This window comes from Microbacterium sp. UBA1612 (genome assembly GCF_002321605.1).
Lineage (GTDB): Bacteria > Actinomycetota > Actinomycetes > Actinomycetales > Microbacteriaceae > Microbacterium > Microbacterium luteum.
This window is the reverse complement of sequence record NZ_DCMW01000010.1, coordinates 1-16935: the sequence shown is the minus strand read 5'-3', so window position 1 is coordinate 16935 and position 16935 is coordinate 1. Positions and strand designations below refer to the sequence as shown.

The window sequence follows — 16935 nt, the reverse complement described above, 5'->3', positions numbered from 1 at the left end:
ACAAAGAACATAGGGGCACCCCCCCCCACGGAGGGGCTCGCGACCGGAGACGGCCGAGCCCCTTCGCGTCGTCAGCCGACGGTGTCGTCCAGCCAGTCGAGGACCGTCTCGGCCACGCGCAGACGCGCGAGCGGCTCGCAGTGCATCGCGCCGCCCTCCGCGGCCGTGAAGCGTTCCAGCGCGGACACCTCTGGCGTCATCGCCGCGAGGGCAGCCGACTGACCCGGCCAGAACTGCTCGCCGTCGGGGTCGGTGATCAGCAGCGGCGTGCGGATGTCGGCGGCCTGCTCCTGCGACAGGCGGTAGGCGCGCACGGCGCGGAACGCCGCCCCGAAGCTCTCGCCGACGCCGTACGGCCGCGCCCGGAACCGCATCATCGCCGCCTCGGGGGAGTCGCGAGTGAGTCCCTGGCGCAGGTACTCGTCGAACGCGTCCGGGGCGCCGCCGTCGAGCAGATCGACGAGTTCCCGGGGCAGGTGAGCGAACCAGCTGGTCGAGACGTCGACGACGCCGGGGTCGACGACGGCCGCGGCGAACCGCTGCTCCATCGTGAGCGCACGCGGCACCCAGTACCCCGCTTGGCTCACTCCCCACACCGCGAGACGTGCCTCATCGACGTCATCGCGTGCGACGAGGGCGTCCACGACCGGAGCAAGTACCGCCTCCCAGTCCGGGCGGAACGGGACACCGTGTTCGAAGAGCTGTGACTGCTGCCCGGGGCCGTCGAAGACGAACACGGCCCAGCCGCGCGCGAGCGCCGGTCGGCCGAGATCGGTCCACAGCCGGCTGATCGCCTCATCGCTGCCGTTGTTCAGCACCAGTGTGCGGTGTGGACCGGCGCCCACGGGCAAGAACAGTGCTCCCGGCAGAGGTTGCCCGCCATGAGGAACGGTGATGCGTGCGACAGGATGCCCGCACCCGTCGACGAATGCGTCCCACGCGCGACGATGGGTGCGGAACGTGGTCAGCAACGTGTCGCCGTCGGGTAGCGCGGCCGCCGCGGACACGGCAAAGCCCAGGTAGTTCGCGGCGCGCAGGTGGCGCGCCGCCGCGGTGGCGTGATGGCCGGTCGCAGCGGCGTCATCCGCCTCGTCGAGCACCCGTTCGCCGAGGTCGCGCCATGCGGAGAACCATCCGGCGGTGTCGCCCGCTCCCACCGGGCCCGCAGCAGCGAGAATCTCGCCCGGGTCGCCCCCGCCGTGCACGCTGTGTCCGATCGCGAGGCGAACATCGAAGTCGAATCCCGGATCGGTGGCGAATCCTCCCGCGAAGGGGGACGACAGCAGATCCCGGGGCGGGGTCGGTGCATCGGTGGTCATGGGATTTCGCCCTTTTCCGTCGGTGGACGCCGCCAGCAAAGCATCGCTTCGGTGCGCACACAAGGCCTCGGTCCGGCAAGGGCTTCCGGCAGCTGCCGCCGACGTGATTGAGTCAGAGGCATGAAGACCTTCTCCCGATGGCTCCTGGCCGCCGCGATGGTGTTCGCGGGCATCAGTCACCTGTTCTGGGCACGCAAGGAGTTCCAGGCTCAGGTTCCGGACTTCGCGGTCGAGAAGACCGGCCTCGACCGGGACGCCGTCGTCGTCGCATCGGGCGTGGTGGAGGTGATGTTCGGCACGGCGCTGGTGGCGCTGCCCGCCTCGCGCCGGCGCGTGGGCGCGCTCCTGGCCGCGTTCTTCATCGCGATCTTCCCGGGAAACGTCGAGCAGTTCACGCGGGGGCGGGACGGGTTCGGCCTCGACACCGATGCGAAGCGTCTGGCTCGACTGTTCTTCCAGCCGGTGCTGGTGTGCTGGGCGTGGTGGTGCACGCGCGACGGCCGCGCGTGAGCGTCATCGCCGGGTCGACGCGGTCACGGTGAACTTGGCGTTGCGGGCGATCTGGCGCGTCGGACCGACGATGCGCTCCAGCGCAGCGCGGTAGCCGAGCGAAGAGTTCCACACGGTCCACAGTTCTCCGCCCGGCGCGAGCACACGCGCGGCGTCGGCGAACATGAGCGGCGCGATCCTGCCGGTGACGGCTGCGCCCGAGTGGAACGGCGGATTGAGGGCGATGAGAGACGCCGATCGGTCGGGCTGCGCGCCGAGCATGTCATCTCGCACGACCTCGACGCGGCCGGCGACGCCGTTGGCGGCGACCGTGGCTTTCGCGGAGGCCACGGCGATGGCCGACTGATCGCTCGCGATCACCCGGGCATGCGGATGCCGCGTCGCCCAGGAGGCGGCCACGACCCCGGTGCCGCACGCCATGTCGATGACCGACCGCTCCGTCGGGGCGGGCAGGTGCGCCAGCAGCAGCCGGGTGCCGATGTCGATCGACGTGCCGGCGAACGCCCCGCCGAACGCGCACACGGTGATGCCCTCGTGCGTTTCCTGCCGCGGTGTCGGATCCGCGCCGTCATGTGGGCCTCGCGCGACGAGCGCCCGGGACTTCTGTCTCGCGTGGGTGACGTCCACGCGGCCGAATCGGCGGGCGAGCACGTCGTTCATGGCGACGCTCATGTGCTTGAGGCGTCCGCCGGCGAACACCGTGACGTCGGGGGCGGCGTGGGCCGCGATGATCCCGGCGATGTCGTCGAGCTGGTCGAGCGAGCGGGGCAGGCGGAGCAGCACCACGTGGGCTCCCCGCACGAGCTCGGGCGTCAGGGGCAGAGAACGATAGGAGTGCGAATGAGCGAGGTCGTCGGCGTTGGCGGCGAGCGCCCGCTCCCCGGTGAGCGCATCCTGGTGGACGCGGATGCCGGTGGCGCCGGCGAGCGCGGCGCCGAGGGTGAGTGCGCCGTAAGCGTCGCCGATCACGCACACGGCGCCCGCTTCGGTGTTCTCGCGCGCCGCCGCGGAGAGGTCGAGGATGAGCCGGTCGGCGGCGTCGACCGCGACCAGTCCCGGGGCCTCGAGGTCGGGGCGCCGCCGCAGGCGATCGAGCTCAGAGTGCACGCTTCCACGCTAGACCGTGGCGCGTCACCCGCCCGCTTAGGGTGGAGGCGACCGATCTGGAGTACTCGTGTTCCGCACCCCTCTGTCCCTGTTCCGCGTCCTCGCCCTCGCCGAAGCGGTGTCGTGGACGCTCCTCATCGCAGGACTGATCCTGCGTGCGATGCTCGACCTCCCGATCGCGGTGACGATCGGCGGTGGCATCCACGGATTCGTGTTCCTCTCCTACGGCGCCACGGCCGTGCTGGTGGCGATGAACCAGCGATGGGGGATGTGGCCGACGATCGTGGCGGTCGGGAGTGCCGTCATCCCCTATGCGACCATCCCGACGGAGATCTGGCTGCACCGTGCCGGGCGTCTCGACGGCCCCTGGCGAATCGCGCCCGGCCCCGAGGCGGACCGTTGGCACGACCCGCTGATGCGGTGGTTCCTGCGGCGGCCATGGGTGCTCGCGCTGGTCCTCGTGGCGGCGGTTGCCGTCGTCTTCGCCGTTCTCCTGGTCGTCGGCCCGCCCGGAGGGAAGTGAGGCGGATCTCGGCGCCTCGGAATAGTCCGCCTCCTCCTGCGTTGAAGTTGATAAGCAAGCGCTCAACTCCTAAAGTTGAGCTCGCGTGACTCATCTTTGATGCAAGGAGCGGGAATGCCCGAAGACTTCACCCCCGACGAGGGCCACAGCGCCTTCGACGAGTTCCTCGCGCGCTATCTCGCGGGCGAGCGCGCCCGCGCGGAGCGATCGATCGACCTCAGTCGATTCCTCGGTGCGGCGACGCAGCAGATCCTGCAGGCCGCAGGTCGATACGCGCTCGAACGGGGCCAGCAGGAACTCGACGCGCTGCACGTTCTGCGCGTGCTCGTCGACCGCTCGCCGGCGAAAGACGCGGTCGAGCGCGTCGGCGCCGACGCGGCGGCGATCGTCCGCGCCGCGGAGGATCGGCTGCCGGCGGCCTCGCACCGAGCGCATGTCGATGGCGCGGTGATCACCCCGTCAGTGCAACGAGCGCTCTTCCACGCCTACCAGGTGGCGCGCTCGTCCGGATCGACCTATGTCGACCCCGAGCACCTCTTCTTCGCCCTCGTGCTCGCGCAGGACACGCCCGCGGGGCAGATCCTCGCGCGCGCCGGCGTGACCGCGGAGTCTCTGACCCAGGAAGTTCGTGAGACCGTGTCGGGCGACGCCGAGGCGCCGGAAGACGGAATGGCATCGTCTTCGACGCCGATGCTCGACCGTTTCGGCACGGACCTCACCGCGCGGGCACGCGAAGGCGCGCTCGACCCGGTCATCGGCCGTGCCGACGAGATCGAACAGACGATCGAGGTCCTCAGTCGTCGCACCAAGAACAACCCCGTGCTGGTCGGAGAGGCCGGCGTCGGCAAGACGGCGATCGTCGAGGGACTCGCCCTGGCGGTGGCCGCCGGCAGCGTTCCGGCGCAGCTGACGGACAAGCGGGTGATCGTCCTCGATCTGCCCGCGATGCTCGCCGGCACCCGCTACCGCGGAGACTTCGAGGAGCGCCTCACGCAGACGATGGATGAGATCTCCGCGCATCGTGACGAGATCGTCGTCTTCATCGACGAAGTGCACACGGTGGTCGGCGCCGGAGGCGGCGGTGACGGCGGCATGGATGCGGGGAACATCCTGAAGCCCCGCCTCGCGCGCGGCGACCTGCACCTCATCGGGGCGACCACGCTCAAGGAGTATCGCGCGATCGAGAAGGACCCGGCGCTGGAACGCCGGTTCCAGCCCGTGCGGGTGGGAGAGCCGTCGCCCGAAGACGCGATCCGCATCCTCGAGGGACTCGCGCCCGCGTACGAGGAGCACCACGGAATCACCTACACGACCGACGCGCTCCGCGCCGCGGTCGAGCTCAGTGACCGCTATCTCGGCGATCGCGTGCTGCCCGACAAGGCCATCGACCTCATCGATCAGGCGGGTGCGCGCCTGCGCCTCCGCCTCGGCGCGAAGGTCGACGTCTCCGACCTCGTGACCGAGGCTGCCGCACTCGAGGCGAAGAAGAACACCGCCGTGACCGCCGAGCAGTACGAGGAGGCGTCGGTGCTGCGCGACCGCCTCGCCGAGGTGCAGGCTGAGATCGAGCGGGCGACGCGTGAGGGCCACGACGTGTCGACGGTGGTCGACGAACCGCAGATCGCTGCGGTCATCAGTCGTGCGACCGGCATCCCCGTGAGTCGCTTGACCGAGACGGAGCGCGAGCGCCTCGGCGCGCTGGAGAGCGAGCTGCACGAGCGCGTCATCGGACAGGATGACGCCGTCGCCGCCGTTGCCCGCGCGGTGCGACGCAATCGCACCGGCATGGGAGACGAGCGTCGACCCGTCGGGTCGTTCCTCTTCCTCGGCCCGACCGGCGTCGGCAAGACCGAGCTGGCGAAGGCGCTCGCGGAGTCGCTCTTCGATGACGACCAGGCGGTCGTGCGCTTCGACATGAGCGAGTTCGGCGAGCGTCACACCGTGTCACGTCTGGTCGGCGCCCCTCCCGGCTACGTCGGCTTCGACGAGGCCGGGCAGCTCACCGAACGCGTGCGACGCAACCCCTACTCGGTCGTGCTGTTCGACGAGATCGAGAAGGCGCACCCCGACGTGTTCAATGTGCTGCTGCAGGTTCTCGACGACGGGCGCCTGACCGACGGTCAGGGGCGCACGGTCGACTTCCGCAACACCGTCGTCGTGATGACCTCGAACCTGGGCTCGGAGTTCCTCGCGTCGCGGGGCGGCGCGATCGGGTTCCTCGCCGACGGCGGGGGAGCCACCGGGTTCGGTTCGGAGAAGGACCTGCGCGATCGGGTGATGGGCAAGCTCCGCGAGGCGATGCGACCGGAATTCCTCAACCGGATCGACGAGATCGTCCTGTTCCGCAAGCTCGAGTCCGCGCAGCTCCAGCAGATCGTGCGCGTCCTGCTGGATGCCACCGAGCGGCGGCTCGGCGCGCGGTCCGTCGCGTTCCAGATCACCGATGCCGCGGTGGCGCGGCTCGCCGAGCTCGGCTACGAGCCGGAGTACGGTGCGCGACCGCTGCGCCGGCGGATCCAGCGCGAGATCGATGACCGCATCGCCGAGCTTTTCGTCTCGGGGGACCTCGACGACGGCGGCGCGGTCTCGGTCGACCTCGTCGAAGGCGGCATCGGAGTCACGGCCCACCGGGCGCGCACGCCGCTGGCCGCCTGATCCGACACGAGCATGCCTCATCCGGCCCCGAGGGGGAGCGGATGAGGCATGCTCGTGTCATGAGCCGCGGTCCGATCGAATCCCTGCGATCCGTTGCCCGTTACCTCCTGGCGGCGCTTCTCGTCGCCGCCGGGGTGTCCCACCTCACGTGGGGGCGGCGCGGCTACCGCATCGTGGTTCCCGACTGGGCGACCAAGCTCCTGCACACCGACAAGGACATGATCGTCGTCGCCTCGGGCGCGGCGGAGATCATGCTGGGTGCGGCGCTCATCGCGTTCCCGGCAGACCGCCCCCGCGTCGGCGCAGCGATCGCGACGTTCTTCGGGGCCGTTCTGCCCGGCAATGTGCATCAGTGGCGCACCGGGCGATCGGCACCGATGCTCCGCACCGATCGGGCTCGGTTCGCAAGACTGTTCCTGCAGCCGCTCCTGGTGGCATGGGCACTCTGGTCGACCGGGCGGCGGTGAGGTCGCGGTGCTGCTGCTCGCCGATATCGTCGCGACCGCCGACGCCCTGACGGCGACCCGCTCGCGCTCGGCGAAGATCTCCCTCGTGGCCGACCTCCTGCGCCGGGCGGCCGTCGACGATCTGCGCGCCGTCGTCGGCTTGCTGATCGCGGCTCCGCGACAAGGACGCCTCGGGGTCGGATGGCGGTCGATCCGCTCGCGCGCCGCGGCACACGCCGAGGTCGCGACGCTCACCGTCGGCGACGTCGATGCGGCCTTCGAACGGCTCGCGGGCCTCGCCGGAGACGGCGTCGGCGCGCGACGCGCGGCAGAACTCGACGCGCTCGCCGCCTCGGCCACCGCTGCCGAGTGGGACTTCCTCGTGCGGGTGATCCTCGGCGAGCTGCGCACCGGCGCCCTGCAGGGAGTGGTCGTCGATGCGATAGCCGCAGCTGCCGATCGGTCGCTCGCGGCGGTGCGGCGTGCCGCGATGCTCACGGGCGACCTCGGTGAAACGGCCGTGATCGCCCTCTCCGGCAACGCGTCCGACCTCGACGCGGTCGCCCTCGAGGTGGGGCGCCCCGTGCTGCCGATGCTGGCGGGCAGCGCGCAGACGGTGCTGGAGGCGCTGGCAGCGACCGGCCCCGCGGTGGTCGAGTACAAGCTCGACGGCGCGCGCATCCAGGTGCACCGCCGCGGCGAGGATGTGCGGGTCTACACGCGCGGTCTCGCGGACATCACGCATCGCGTCCCGGAGATCGTCGAGGTGGTCCGCGCGATGCCGGTGGACGACGCGATCCTCGACGGAGAGACGCTCGCGCTCGACGAGGACGGTGGGCCGCGCCCCTTCCAGGACACGATGGCGCGGTTCGGGTCCGAGGCCGCGGCCCAGATCGCCCTTCGGCCGTGGTTCTTCGACGTGCTGCGCGTCGACGGACGCGATCTGCTCGACGAGCCGCTCACGACGCGGCGAGACACCCTCGCCCGCGTGGCCGGGCCCTGGTGCGTCCCCGGCGTGGTCACCGACGACGACGATATCGCCGCCCGGTTCTCCGAGGAGGCGCTCGCGGCGGGACACGAGGGCGTCGTCGTGAAGGCGGCCGGCAGTCTGTACTCCGCCGGGCGGCGGGGGTCGGGCTGGATCAAGGTCAAGCCCGTCATCACCCTCGACCTCGCGGTGCTCGGGATCGAATGGGGATCGGGCCGCCGCGCCGGGATGCTGTCGAACCTCCACCTGGGTGCGCGCGACGATGACGGGGAGTTCGGTGCGCCGGGCGGGTTCGTCATGGTCGGCAAGACCTTCAAGGGGCTGACCGACGAACTGCTGCGGTGGCAGACGACGCACTTCCCGGAGTTTGCGACCGGGGAGGTGCCCGGCGGCATCGCGGTTCGTCCGGAGACGGTCGTCGAGATCGCGATCGACGGCGTGCAACGCTCGCAGCGCTATCCCGGGGGAGTGGCGCTGCGCTTCGCCCGCGTGCGCGGATACCGCCCCGACAAGTCGCCCGCCGACACCGACACGATCGCCACGGTCCGCGCACTCCTGCGCGGGTGAACGCCTGACGGCGCCGGGGCGATGCCGCCGGCGCCGTCAGGGAACCGCATCCGGTGTCAGGTGCGCACGGTGCCGCCCGAGCGCAGTCTCGACAGCGCGTCCACGGTTGCGGCGAGGATGAGCACCGCGCCGGTGACGATGAGGTTCAGCCCCGCCGGCATCCGCAGCAGCCCCAGTCCGTTCGCGATAACGGCGATCACGAGCGCGCCGATCGCGGCGTGGGTGAGACGTCCCTTGCCGCCGAACAGGCTGACGCCGCCGACGACCGCGGCCGCGACGCCGCTGAGCACGATCTCTCGGCCTGCGGCGGCATCCACCGAGCCGACCTTCGAGATGCTGAACAGACCCGAGACCACGGCGAGCGTCGAGCACACGATGAACGCGCTCCACTTGATCACGACGACCTTCACGCCCGCGCGACGGGCGGCCTCGGCGTTGCCGCCGATGGCGTAGATGTAGCGACCGAACTTGGTGCGGTCGAGCAGGAAGGTGCCGATCCACAGGATCGCCAGCACGATCGGCACGACGATCGGCACGCCTTCGACCACGCCCACCGACTGGCCGCGGTTCTGGTTCAGCACCCAGACCACGCCGCCGCCGACGACGGCGATGACGCCGAGCTTGATCCACACGAGCGCGATGGTGCGGTTGGGCACCCCGGCCTTCGTGCGTCGGGTGCGGTCCCAGAATGAGGTTCCGGCCGCGATCGCGAGGATCACCACGAGCATCACCCAGCCCGCCCAGACCGGCAGGTTGCCGTTCTGGATGGCGGTGATCTCGGGAATCTGCACGCGGTACAGACCACCGGATCCGATGATGAACAGGGTCACCCCCTGGTAGCCGAGGAACAGGCCCAGCGTCACCACGAAAGAGGGGATCCCGACTCTCGCGACGAAGAATCCGATGAAGGTTCCGGTCGCGATGCCCGCCGCGAACGCGATGAGGAGCGCGAGCACCCAATCGACGCCGTGGACGTTCACGAGAACGATGAACAGCGCCATCGTCATGCCGCTGGTGACGCCGGCGGACAGATCGATCTCGCCGAGGAGCAGCACGAACACCAACGCCATCGCGAGCATCACGAGCGTCGCCGCCTGCGTGATGAGGTTGGCGAAGTTGCGCTCGGTGAGGAAGAACGGACTCAGGAAGGTGAACAGCAGCGCGAGCACCACGAGACCGCCGATGGCGGGCAGGGCGCCCATGTCGCCGGCGCGCACGCGCTGCCACCACGCCATGACCTGGTCTCGGACGGTGCCTTCCTGCCCGCTTCCGATGAGGTCGGACACCGTGCTGGTGTCCGCCGGGATGTTGCCTCCGGGAGTGGTCATTCCGCGCCTCCTGCCTCGACGACCGCGGCGTCGCCGCCGTAGGTCTTGCTGCCGGTGATGTAGCCGATGACGTCGTCATACGTCGTCTCCGCCGTCGGCAGCTCGGCGACGAGCGTACCGAGGTACAGCACGGCGATGTAGTCCGCGACCTTGAAGACGTCGGCGAGGTTGTGGCTGATGATGATGACGGCGACACCCTGCTCCGCGAGCCGGGTCACAAGGCTGAGCACCTGCGCGGTCTGCGCCACGCCGAGCGCGGCGGTGGGCTCGTCGAGGATCACCACGCGAGCGTTCTTGAGCACCGCGCGGGCGATCGCGACGGTCTGACGCTGCCCACCGGACAGGCTCGACACGCGCTGGCGTACCGACTTCACCGTGCGCACCGATAGCGAACGGAGGGTGTCCGACGCCTCCCGCTCCATGCGTCCCTCATCGAAGGTGCCGACCGAGGTCTCCTCACGTCCGAGGAACATGTTCTGCACGATGTCGAGGTTGTCGCACAGCGCAAGGTCCTGGTACACGACCTCGACGCCCAACCGAGACGCTTCACGCGGGTTGTTCAGCTCCACGGTGGAGCCGTCGAAGAGGATGTCGCCGCCGTCGTAAGGCTGCACGCCGGCGAGCCCCTTGATGAGCGTCGACTTGCCGGCTCCGTTGTCGCCGACGAGGGCGGTCACTTTGCCCGGATACGCCTTCAGATTCACGCCCTTGAGGACGCTCACGGGACCGAAGCTCTTCTTCACGTCCCGCAGTTCGATGATGGGCACGTCCACGCCCACTCCTTTCGCTCGACCACGCTGTCAGGCGGCGCGGATGCGCCGCGGAGAGCGGGGGTCCCTCACCCCGCAGGCGAGGGACCCCCGGGGCGTCGATCACTCGACGCCGTACTCCTCGCACTTCTCCGCGACGTCTCCCGTGCAGATCTCTTCTGCGGACGCGTCGCCCGCGGCGACGACATCCTTGACCTGCTCGGGACCGACCAGCTGCGGGGTCACGGCGATGTAGGGAGTGCCGTCGTCGAGCTGCTGATCGGCTTCAGGGGCCTCGCCGTTGAGCAGGGCCACCGCCACCTCGACCGCCGCGTCGGCCTCGATCTTCACCGGCTTGTAGACCGTTGCGGTCTGCCATCCGAGAAGGATGTTCTGCAGGCCCGCGACGTTCGCGTCCTGGCCGGAGACCGCGACACCCTCGAGGTTGTTCTTCTGGAGGATGGTGATGACACCGGCGGCGTTGGTGTCGTTGGCCGCCCAGACGCCGTCCACTTCACCGCCGAGCGAGGTCAGCGCCTGCTCGAAGTTGGTGGCCGACTTCTCGCCGTCCCAGACCCCGGGAGGCTCGGCGGCCGCCGTGATGCCCGCGCCCTCCATCACCTCGACGGCGCCGGAGCGGAACATCGCCGCGTTGCCGTCGGCAGGGTCGCCGCCCATGTAGACCACGACCGCCTCGGCGGGGTCCGCGCCCGCCGCTTCGAGCCCGTCCAGGACGGCCTGGCCCTCGAGACGGCCGACCTCGACGTTGTCGAAGGAGACGTAGTAGTCGGCTCCTTCGATCGGGCGGTCGTAGGCGATGACCGGGATGCCCTCGGCCTGCGCCTGGGCGGTCACTGCGGCGCCCGCGCCGTTGTAGTCGACCAGGAGCATGACGCCGCAGCCCTGGGTGAGCTGCTGGTCGGCGATCGTGGCGTACTTGGCGGTGTCGCCCTGGGCGTTCTGGATGTCGACGTCGAAACCGGCGGCCGTCAGACCTTCCTGGAGGTACGTGCGGTCGAAGTTCTCCCAGCGCGGCGACGACGCCGCGTCGGGGAGGATGACGCAGGCGCGCGTGCCGGCCGCGTCTGTGCCCCCGGTGTCTTCGCCTCCGCCCGTGTCGCCGCCGGAGCTGGAACATCCGGCGAGCAGGACCGCGGCGGCACCCCCGAGTGCGACCGCGGACAGCAGAGCAGACTTCTTCATCATTCGCCTTTCTTCGTTGAACCTGCGACGTCCGAACTCTGCTTGAGTTCAAGACATAAATTGATGATGAAGAATCAGACCCCTTGGCGTCAAGACGTGAACATAACGCTTTCGCAACGCGATGCCGGCCGGCGTGCAGCCACCTTGTCAGGTCGGACGATCAGAGGCCTCGGCGGTGCGCGCGATCGCTTTCGGCGCGCAGCGGGACCACATTCTCGGCCGGCTCCGGCGGTGTCGTCGCCGGACCGCTCCGCGCCCCCGTGATCGCGGAGATGAGGGTCTCGCTGGTGATGTCGGCGACGTCGAAGACGCCGTTGTTCCGGCCGAGTCGCAGCACGAACACACGATCGGCGACGGCCATCACGTCGGCCATGTTGTGGCTGATGAGAACGACGCCGTGGCCGCGCTCCCGCAGCCGCACGATGAGGTTGAGGACCTCCGCCGTCTGCGCGACGCCGAGCGCGGCGGTGGGCTCGTCGAGGATCACCACACGCGGGTCGCCGATGAGGGAGCGGGCGATCGCGACGGTCTGACGTTGACCGCCGGAGAGCATCGCGACCGGCTCGCGCACCGAGGGGAGCCTCGCAGACAGTTCGCGCATGAGCGCCCACGTGCGCTGCTCCATCTCGACCTCGTTCAACGCGGAGCCGTCGACGATCTCGCGGCCGAGCCAGAGGTTCGCGACCACATCGAGGTTGTCGCACAGCGCGAGGTCCTGGAACACCGTCGCGATGCCGAGGTCGTGCGCGACGACGGGGCTGGTGATGTCGACGGCGGCACCGTCGAATTCGACCGAGCCGGCGTCCGGCGCGTAGACGCCGGAGAGCACCTTGACGAGCGTCGACTTGCCCGCGCCGTTGTCGCCCACCAGCGCCACGACCTCGCCCGCGTCGACCCAGAAATCGACATCGGTGAGCGCCTTGACCGCCCGGAACCGCTTGCCGATGCCGCGCATGGTGAGGATGCGCTCGTGCGAGCGGGCGCGGGGATTCGTCATCGACATCCTCGACATGCTCTCATGCGGATGCGGCGACGGTGTCCGCGCCGACATCGACGTGCTCGAGGGCGAGCGCGATCGCCCCGCGCGTCTCGGCCCAATCGCCGAACGACGCCCCGATGATGTCGGGCAGGCCCGCGGGTGAGGTGAGGGCGGAGCGCTCGAGGGCGTGGCGCATCGGCGCCATGAGGATCTCGCCCGCTGCGGCGAGTTCGCCTCCGATCACGATGCGCTCCGGATCGAACAGGTTGCACACGCTCGCGGCGGCGACACCGAGGTGGCGCCCCGCATCGGCGATGACGCGTTGCGCCGCGGCGTCGCCGTCATCCGCCGCGAGGAGCAGATCGCTCAATCGGTGCATGCCCTCTGCCGGGGGGAAGGCCGACAGGAGCGCCGGACCTCCCACGTAGGTCTCGAGACACCCGCGGTTGCTGCAACGGCACACCGGCCCGTTCTCGTCGATCGTGATGTGACCGATCTGCCCCGCCTTGCCGCTCGCACCGTGGAAGAGATCGCCGCCCGCGACGATGCCGCCCGACACGGTGTGGCCGACGCGGATGTAGACCGCCGAGGAGACGTCGCGCGCCGATCCCTCGCGCGCCTCCGCGAGGCCGCCCAGGTTGGCTTCGCTGTCGACGAAGACGGGGCGGGCGATGCGTCCCGTGAGCGCCTGCGCGATGTCGATGTCCTCCCACCCCGGCAGGAGTCCGGGCGTTGAGACCGTGTGCGTGCGCGGATCGATCGGTGCCGGGAGAGCCAGCCCCACGGCGTGCAGGTCGCCGAGGGAGCCGCCGAGCGACTCGGTGAGATCGCCCAGCAGCAGGGCGAGCCGATCCAGCTCCGCGTCGTGCCGGTGGTCCAGGGCGAGAGGGAGCGTCGTGTGCGTGACGACGGTGCGGGTCGCGTCGGCGATCGCGATGTTCAGCTGACGTGAACTGAAGTGCACACCGGCGACGAGTCCCACCGAGTGCGCGAGCGAGACGAGCGTCGCCCGACGACCGCTGCGCGACGTGAAGGACGTGTGCAGCACGCCGGCGGCCGTCAGCTCCTTGACGATGTTGGACACGCTGGCCGGCGACAGGCCCGTCACACCGGCGAGTTCGATCTGCGTGAGACGGCCGTGCCGCTTCAGCGAATCCAGCACGCGGGCACGGTTCGCCTCTCGCAGGGACGCCTGCGAGCCTGGCGGAGCGGCGTGTCGGCGGGCCACAGCCCACACTGTACTCCCCGCCGCGACGGCGATCTCAGCCGTCGGCGGCCAGCCTGATGAGCACGATGTTGCCGGACTCATCCATCTCCGCGACCTTCGGGTGCGCTTTGACGAAGTCGGTGAAGCTCTTGTGCCCGAGCGTCTTCTCGCTGAACGAGGGGTCGAGGCGCTTGATCAGGCTCTTCACCGCCGAGGCGTGCTGCCACTCGGCGGCCTCCTTGTCGTTCTCCAGGCGGAGCGCCCGTTCCAGGAGGTCCGCACCGGGGTCCACCGTCTTCTTGCGTCCTCGGCTCTTGCGGGTCCCCGTGGTGTCGGCCGACGGCGCGGTCACCCCGGGGAGCGTGTCGTAGGCGTCGAACGTGTCGCACGCCGCCGCGAGCGACTTCGCCGTCGAACCTGAGACGCCGACGCCGACGACGTATCGCCCCAGGCGCTTGCATCGCTGCGCGAGCGGCACGTAGTCGCTGTCGCCGGCCACGATGACCACGTGCGTGAGGTCCTCCAGCCGGAACATGTCCTCCACGGTGTCGACAGCGAGCCGGATGTCGGCGCCGTTCTTGCCGTAGGCCGCTGCGGGGAACAGCTGCACCAGGTCCACCGCGCGGGCGACCAGCTGCGTCTGGTACTCCGCGTTGACCGGCGAGGACCAGTCGGCGTACGCGCGGGTCAGGACGAGCGTGCCGAACGATGTCGCGTAGTCGATGATCGCGCCGACATCGATGGTCGCCTCGGAGAGCCGCTCGGCGATCTCCGACGCCGTGGGGTCCTGAATGATCTTCTGGCGGTCGCGCGAATAGGCGTTGCGTCCGTGCACGCGGTCGTACCAGGACATGACGATGTTGTCGAAGTCGATGTAGACGGCGACGCGCTGGCTCTGCAGATCGGCCACGGCGGCTCCTCGCTCGGTGATCACTGCTCTTCGGGGTAACGCAGGCCGATCTGACGCCGGACGGCGTCGAGGGTCTCCATGATGGCCACCGTCTCGTCGATCGGCAGGCGCTCGGAGTCGGTGGCGCCGCCGGCGATGGTCTCCTCTGCCGCGAGGGCCTGGAACTGCATCCCGCGTCCCTCGACGTCGGAGACGAATTCTTCCAGCACCGTGCCGTCGGGCGCTGTGACGCGGAACGACGTCGGGGTGTACCAGACGCGGTCGATGTCGATGCGGCCCTCGGTTCCGACCACGTGGGCGGTGTTCGGGCCGGCCGCGCGCGACGAGGACAGCGTGGTCGAGACGGCGCCGGACGCGTGGGTGAAGATGGTGGCCACTTCCGTGTCCGCGCCCGTTCCGCCCAGGCGCGCGGTCGCCGTGATCGACGTCGGTGCCCCGAGCATGTCCCAGGCGAACGACACGGGATAGATGCCGAGGTCCAGCAGTGCGCCGCCGCCGAGCTCGAGGGCGTTGAGCCGGTGGGCAGGGTCATCCGAGATCCGCTGCGTGTGGTCGGCGAACACCGCGCGGATCTCGCCCAGCGTTCCGGACTCGATGATCTCGCGGATGCGGATCATGTGCGGCAGGTACCGGGTCCACATCGCTTCCATCGCCAGGAGCCCCTTCGCGCGGGCCAGGTCGCGGACCGCGATCGCCTGGTCGGCGTTCAGCGTGAACGGCTTCTCGATGAGGACGTGCTTGCCGTGCTCCAGCAGAAGCAGAGCGTTCTCGGCGTGCATCGGGTGAGGAGTGGCGATGTAGACGATGTCGATCTCGTCATCGGCGGCGAGCGCCTCGTACGAGCCGTGCACGCGAGCGACGTCGAATTCCTCCGCGAAAGCGCGGGCGCCCTCGAGTCGGCGCGATCCGACGGCCCGCAGGTCCAGACCCGCGGTGCGCAGGTCGCGGGCGAAGGCGTGGGCGATGCCGCCCGTGGCGAGGATTCCCCAACGAAGTCCGGTCATGCGTCGACTGTATCGACCGCCGCCGATGGAATCGAGGTGAGTGCCCCGCGCGGGCCGCGCTCGATACGCTCGACGGGTGACAGCCTCCCTCGAGCGGTTCCGCGAGCTTCTGGCCATCCCGACCGTTTCCTTCGCCGACGAATCCCAGGTCGATCGATCGGCCTTCGAGTGCTTCGCCGAGGCCCTCGAGCGCCTCTACCCGCTGGTCCACGAGCGCCTCGAGCTCGAGATCGTGGCCGGGTACTCTCGGCTGTACCGGTGGCCGGGTTCCACGGATGAGCAGCCTCTCGTGCTCATGGCGCACCAGGATGTCGTGCCCGTCGTCGACGAGGAGTGGCAGACGCCGCCGTTCGACCCGACCGTTCTCGGTGACGGCGCGGATGCGGCGATCCATGCGCGCGGAGCGATCGACGACAAGGGTGCGCTCGTGGCGATCTTGGAGGCCGTCGAAGCCCTTCTCGCGGACGGCTTCACACCGGAACGCGACGTCTACCTCGCGTTCGGGCACAACGAGGAGACGGCCGGCGACGGTGCGGGCGCCATGGTCGACAGGCTCGCCGAGCGCGGCGTCCGACCCGGCCTCGTGCTCGATGAGGGCGGCGCGGTCGTCGAGGGAGTGATCCCCGGCGTCACCGTGCCGACAGCGATGGTGGGTGTTGCCGAGCGCGGGATCATGACGCTCGTGCTGACCGCACGCGAAGACGGCGGACACGCGTCGACGCCGCCGCGCACTCCGGCCACCGCGCGCCTGGCGCGCGCGATCCTGCGCCTCCATCGTCATCCGTTCCCGGTGCGGTTGGTCCCGCCCGTGCGGGCCATGCTCGCCACCCTCGCACCGCACGTGCCTCAGCCGTTGCGCGCGGTGTTCTCCCACACCGGTCTCACCGCGCCCCTCCTCATCCGTGCCTTCGGAGCGCTCGGGCCCGAGATGCGCGCGATCGTGCGGACGACCGCCGTGGTCACGCAGCTCAGCGGTGCGCCGGGCGAAAATGTGCTCGCGACGACGGCGCGCGCCGCCGTCAACGTGCGCCTTCTCACCGGAGACACCATCGATCAGGCGACCGCGAGGGTGCGCAGGGTGATCGCCGACCCCGGCGTGGACATCGAGGTGCGCCGAGGTTCGGAGCCCTCGCCGGTCTCGCCGTGGCGAGGGGAGGCGTGGCAGCGGATCGCGCGAGCCGTGGGGGAGACCCTCGGCACGGACGTCGTCACGACCCCCTACCTGCAACTGGGTGCCAGCGACAGTCGCTGGTTCACGCGGGTCAGCGACCACGTCTACCGCTTCACGCCCTTCCACCTGACCCGAGCCGAACGCGAAGCGCTCCACGCGCACGACGAGCGCATCCGAATCGATGTCTGGCATCGAGGAATCGGCTTCTACCGGGCTCTTCTCGAAGCGTCGTGACGCCCGCAACCCTCACGACACGCCCGGGGTGTGGT

Annotated in this window: 15 protein-coding genes; 6 read left to right on the top strand and 9 right to left on the bottom strand. The window is 70.0% G+C overall.

Going from position 1 to position 16935, the window contains the following annotated elements:
- Window positions 1-71: 71 nt before the first annotated feature.
- Window positions 72-1319 carry an alpha/beta hydrolase family protein gene (locus B3S45_RS04820; protein ID WP_286717699.1) on the bottom strand — a complete coding sequence of 416 codons (1248 nt, stop codon included), beginning with the start codon at window positions 1317-1319 and terminating at the stop codon, window positions 72-74.
- Between the two features lie 120 nt (window positions 1320-1439).
- Here B3S45_RS04820 and B3S45_RS04815 point away from each other — a divergent pair, with 120 nt between their 5' ends.
- On the top strand, window positions 1440-1829 hold the full coding sequence (locus B3S45_RS04815) for a DoxX family protein (protein ID WP_071044535.1): 390 nt from the start codon (window positions 1440-1442) through the stop codon (window positions 1827-1829).
- 3 nt (window positions 1830-1832) lie between these two features.
- Here the strand turns inward: B3S45_RS04815 and B3S45_RS04810 are convergent, their stop codons facing one another.
- Complete coding sequence (locus B3S45_RS04810) at window positions 1833-2936, bottom strand: class I SAM-dependent methyltransferase (RefSeq protein WP_286717697.1); 1104 nt, start codon at window positions 2934-2936, stop codon at window positions 1833-1835.
- Window positions 2937-3003: 67 nt separating this feature from the next.
- On the opposite strand from B3S45_RS04810, the gene B3S45_RS04805 reads away from it, so the two are divergent.
- From B3S45_RS04805 to B3S45_RS04790, 4 genes are all read left to right on the top strand, one after another.
- A complete protein-coding gene (locus B3S45_RS04805; protein ID WP_286717696.1) occupies window positions 3004-3459 on the top strand; it encodes a DUF3817 domain-containing protein in 456 nt (151 codons plus the stop codon).
- Window positions 3460-3573: 114 nt separating this feature from the next.
- Window positions 3574-6114: an ATP-dependent Clp protease ATP-binding subunit gene (locus B3S45_RS04800; RefSeq protein ID WP_286717694.1), complete on the top strand. Its 2541-nt coding sequence runs from the start codon at window positions 3574-3576 to the stop codon at window positions 6112-6114.
- 59 nt (window positions 6115-6173) lie between these two features.
- On the top strand, window positions 6174-6581 hold the full coding sequence (locus B3S45_RS04795) for a DoxX family protein (protein ID WP_071044539.1): 408 nt from the start codon (window positions 6174-6176) through the stop codon (window positions 6579-6581).
- Window positions 6582-6591: 10 nt separating this feature from the next.
- Entirely contained in the window at window positions 6592-8115 is a 1524-nt protein-coding gene (locus B3S45_RS04790; RefSeq protein WP_071044575.1) for an ATP-dependent DNA ligase, read from the top strand.
- Window positions 8116-8171: 56 nt separating this feature from the next.
- Here the strand turns inward: B3S45_RS04790 and B3S45_RS04785 are convergent, their stop codons facing one another.
- The 7 genes from B3S45_RS04785 to B3S45_RS04755 all read right to left on the bottom strand — a co-directional run bounded on the left by B3S45_RS04785 (window position 8172) and on the right by B3S45_RS04755 (window position 15495).
- Window positions 8172-9443 carry a sugar ABC transporter permease gene (locus B3S45_RS04785; RefSeq protein ID WP_071044540.1) on the bottom strand — a complete coding sequence of 424 codons (1272 nt, stop codon included), beginning with the start codon at window positions 9441-9443 and terminating at the stop codon, window positions 8172-8174.
- Entirely contained in the window at window positions 9440-10216 is a 777-nt protein-coding gene (locus B3S45_RS04780; RefSeq protein ID WP_286717692.1) for an ATP-binding cassette domain-containing protein, read from the bottom strand. Before B3S45_RS04780 ends, B3S45_RS04785 begins: the two co-directional genes overlap by 4 nt.
- Before the next feature lie 99 nt (window positions 10217-10315).
- Entirely contained in the window at window positions 10316-11398 is a 1083-nt protein-coding gene (locus B3S45_RS04775) for a sugar ABC transporter substrate-binding protein (protein ID WP_286717690.1), read from the bottom strand.
- A 157-nt stretch (window positions 11399-11555) separates the two neighbouring features.
- Window positions 11556-12392 carry an ATP-binding cassette domain-containing protein gene (locus B3S45_RS04770; RefSeq protein WP_414683072.1) on the bottom strand — a complete coding sequence of 279 codons (837 nt, stop codon included), beginning with the start codon at window positions 12390-12392 and terminating at the stop codon, window positions 11556-11558.
- A gap of 19 nt (window positions 12393-12411) precedes the next feature.
- Window positions 12412-13536 carry an ROK family transcriptional regulator gene (locus B3S45_RS04765; RefSeq protein ID WP_286717686.1) on the bottom strand — a complete coding sequence of 375 codons (1125 nt, stop codon included), beginning with the start codon at window positions 13534-13536 and terminating at the stop codon, window positions 12412-12414.
- 100 nt (window positions 13537-13636) lie between these two features.
- Complete coding sequence (locus B3S45_RS04760; RefSeq protein WP_286717684.1) at window positions 13637-14491, bottom strand: NYN domain-containing protein; 855 nt, start codon at window positions 14489-14491, stop codon at window positions 13637-13639.
- Window positions 14492-14511: 20 nt separating this feature from the next.
- Window positions 14512-15495, bottom strand: a complete 984-nt coding sequence (locus tag B3S45_RS04755; protein WP_286717682.1) for a Gfo/Idh/MocA family protein — start codon at window positions 15493-15495, stop codon at window positions 14512-14514.
- 76 nt (window positions 15496-15571) lie between these two features.
- Between B3S45_RS04755 and B3S45_RS04750 the strand changes: the two genes are divergently transcribed.
- On the top strand, window positions 15572-16900 hold the full coding sequence (locus tag B3S45_RS04750; protein WP_286717680.1) for a M20/M25/M40 family metallo-hydrolase: 1329 nt from the start codon (window positions 15572-15574) through the stop codon (window positions 16898-16900).
- Window positions 16901-16935: the final 35 nt, after the last annotated feature.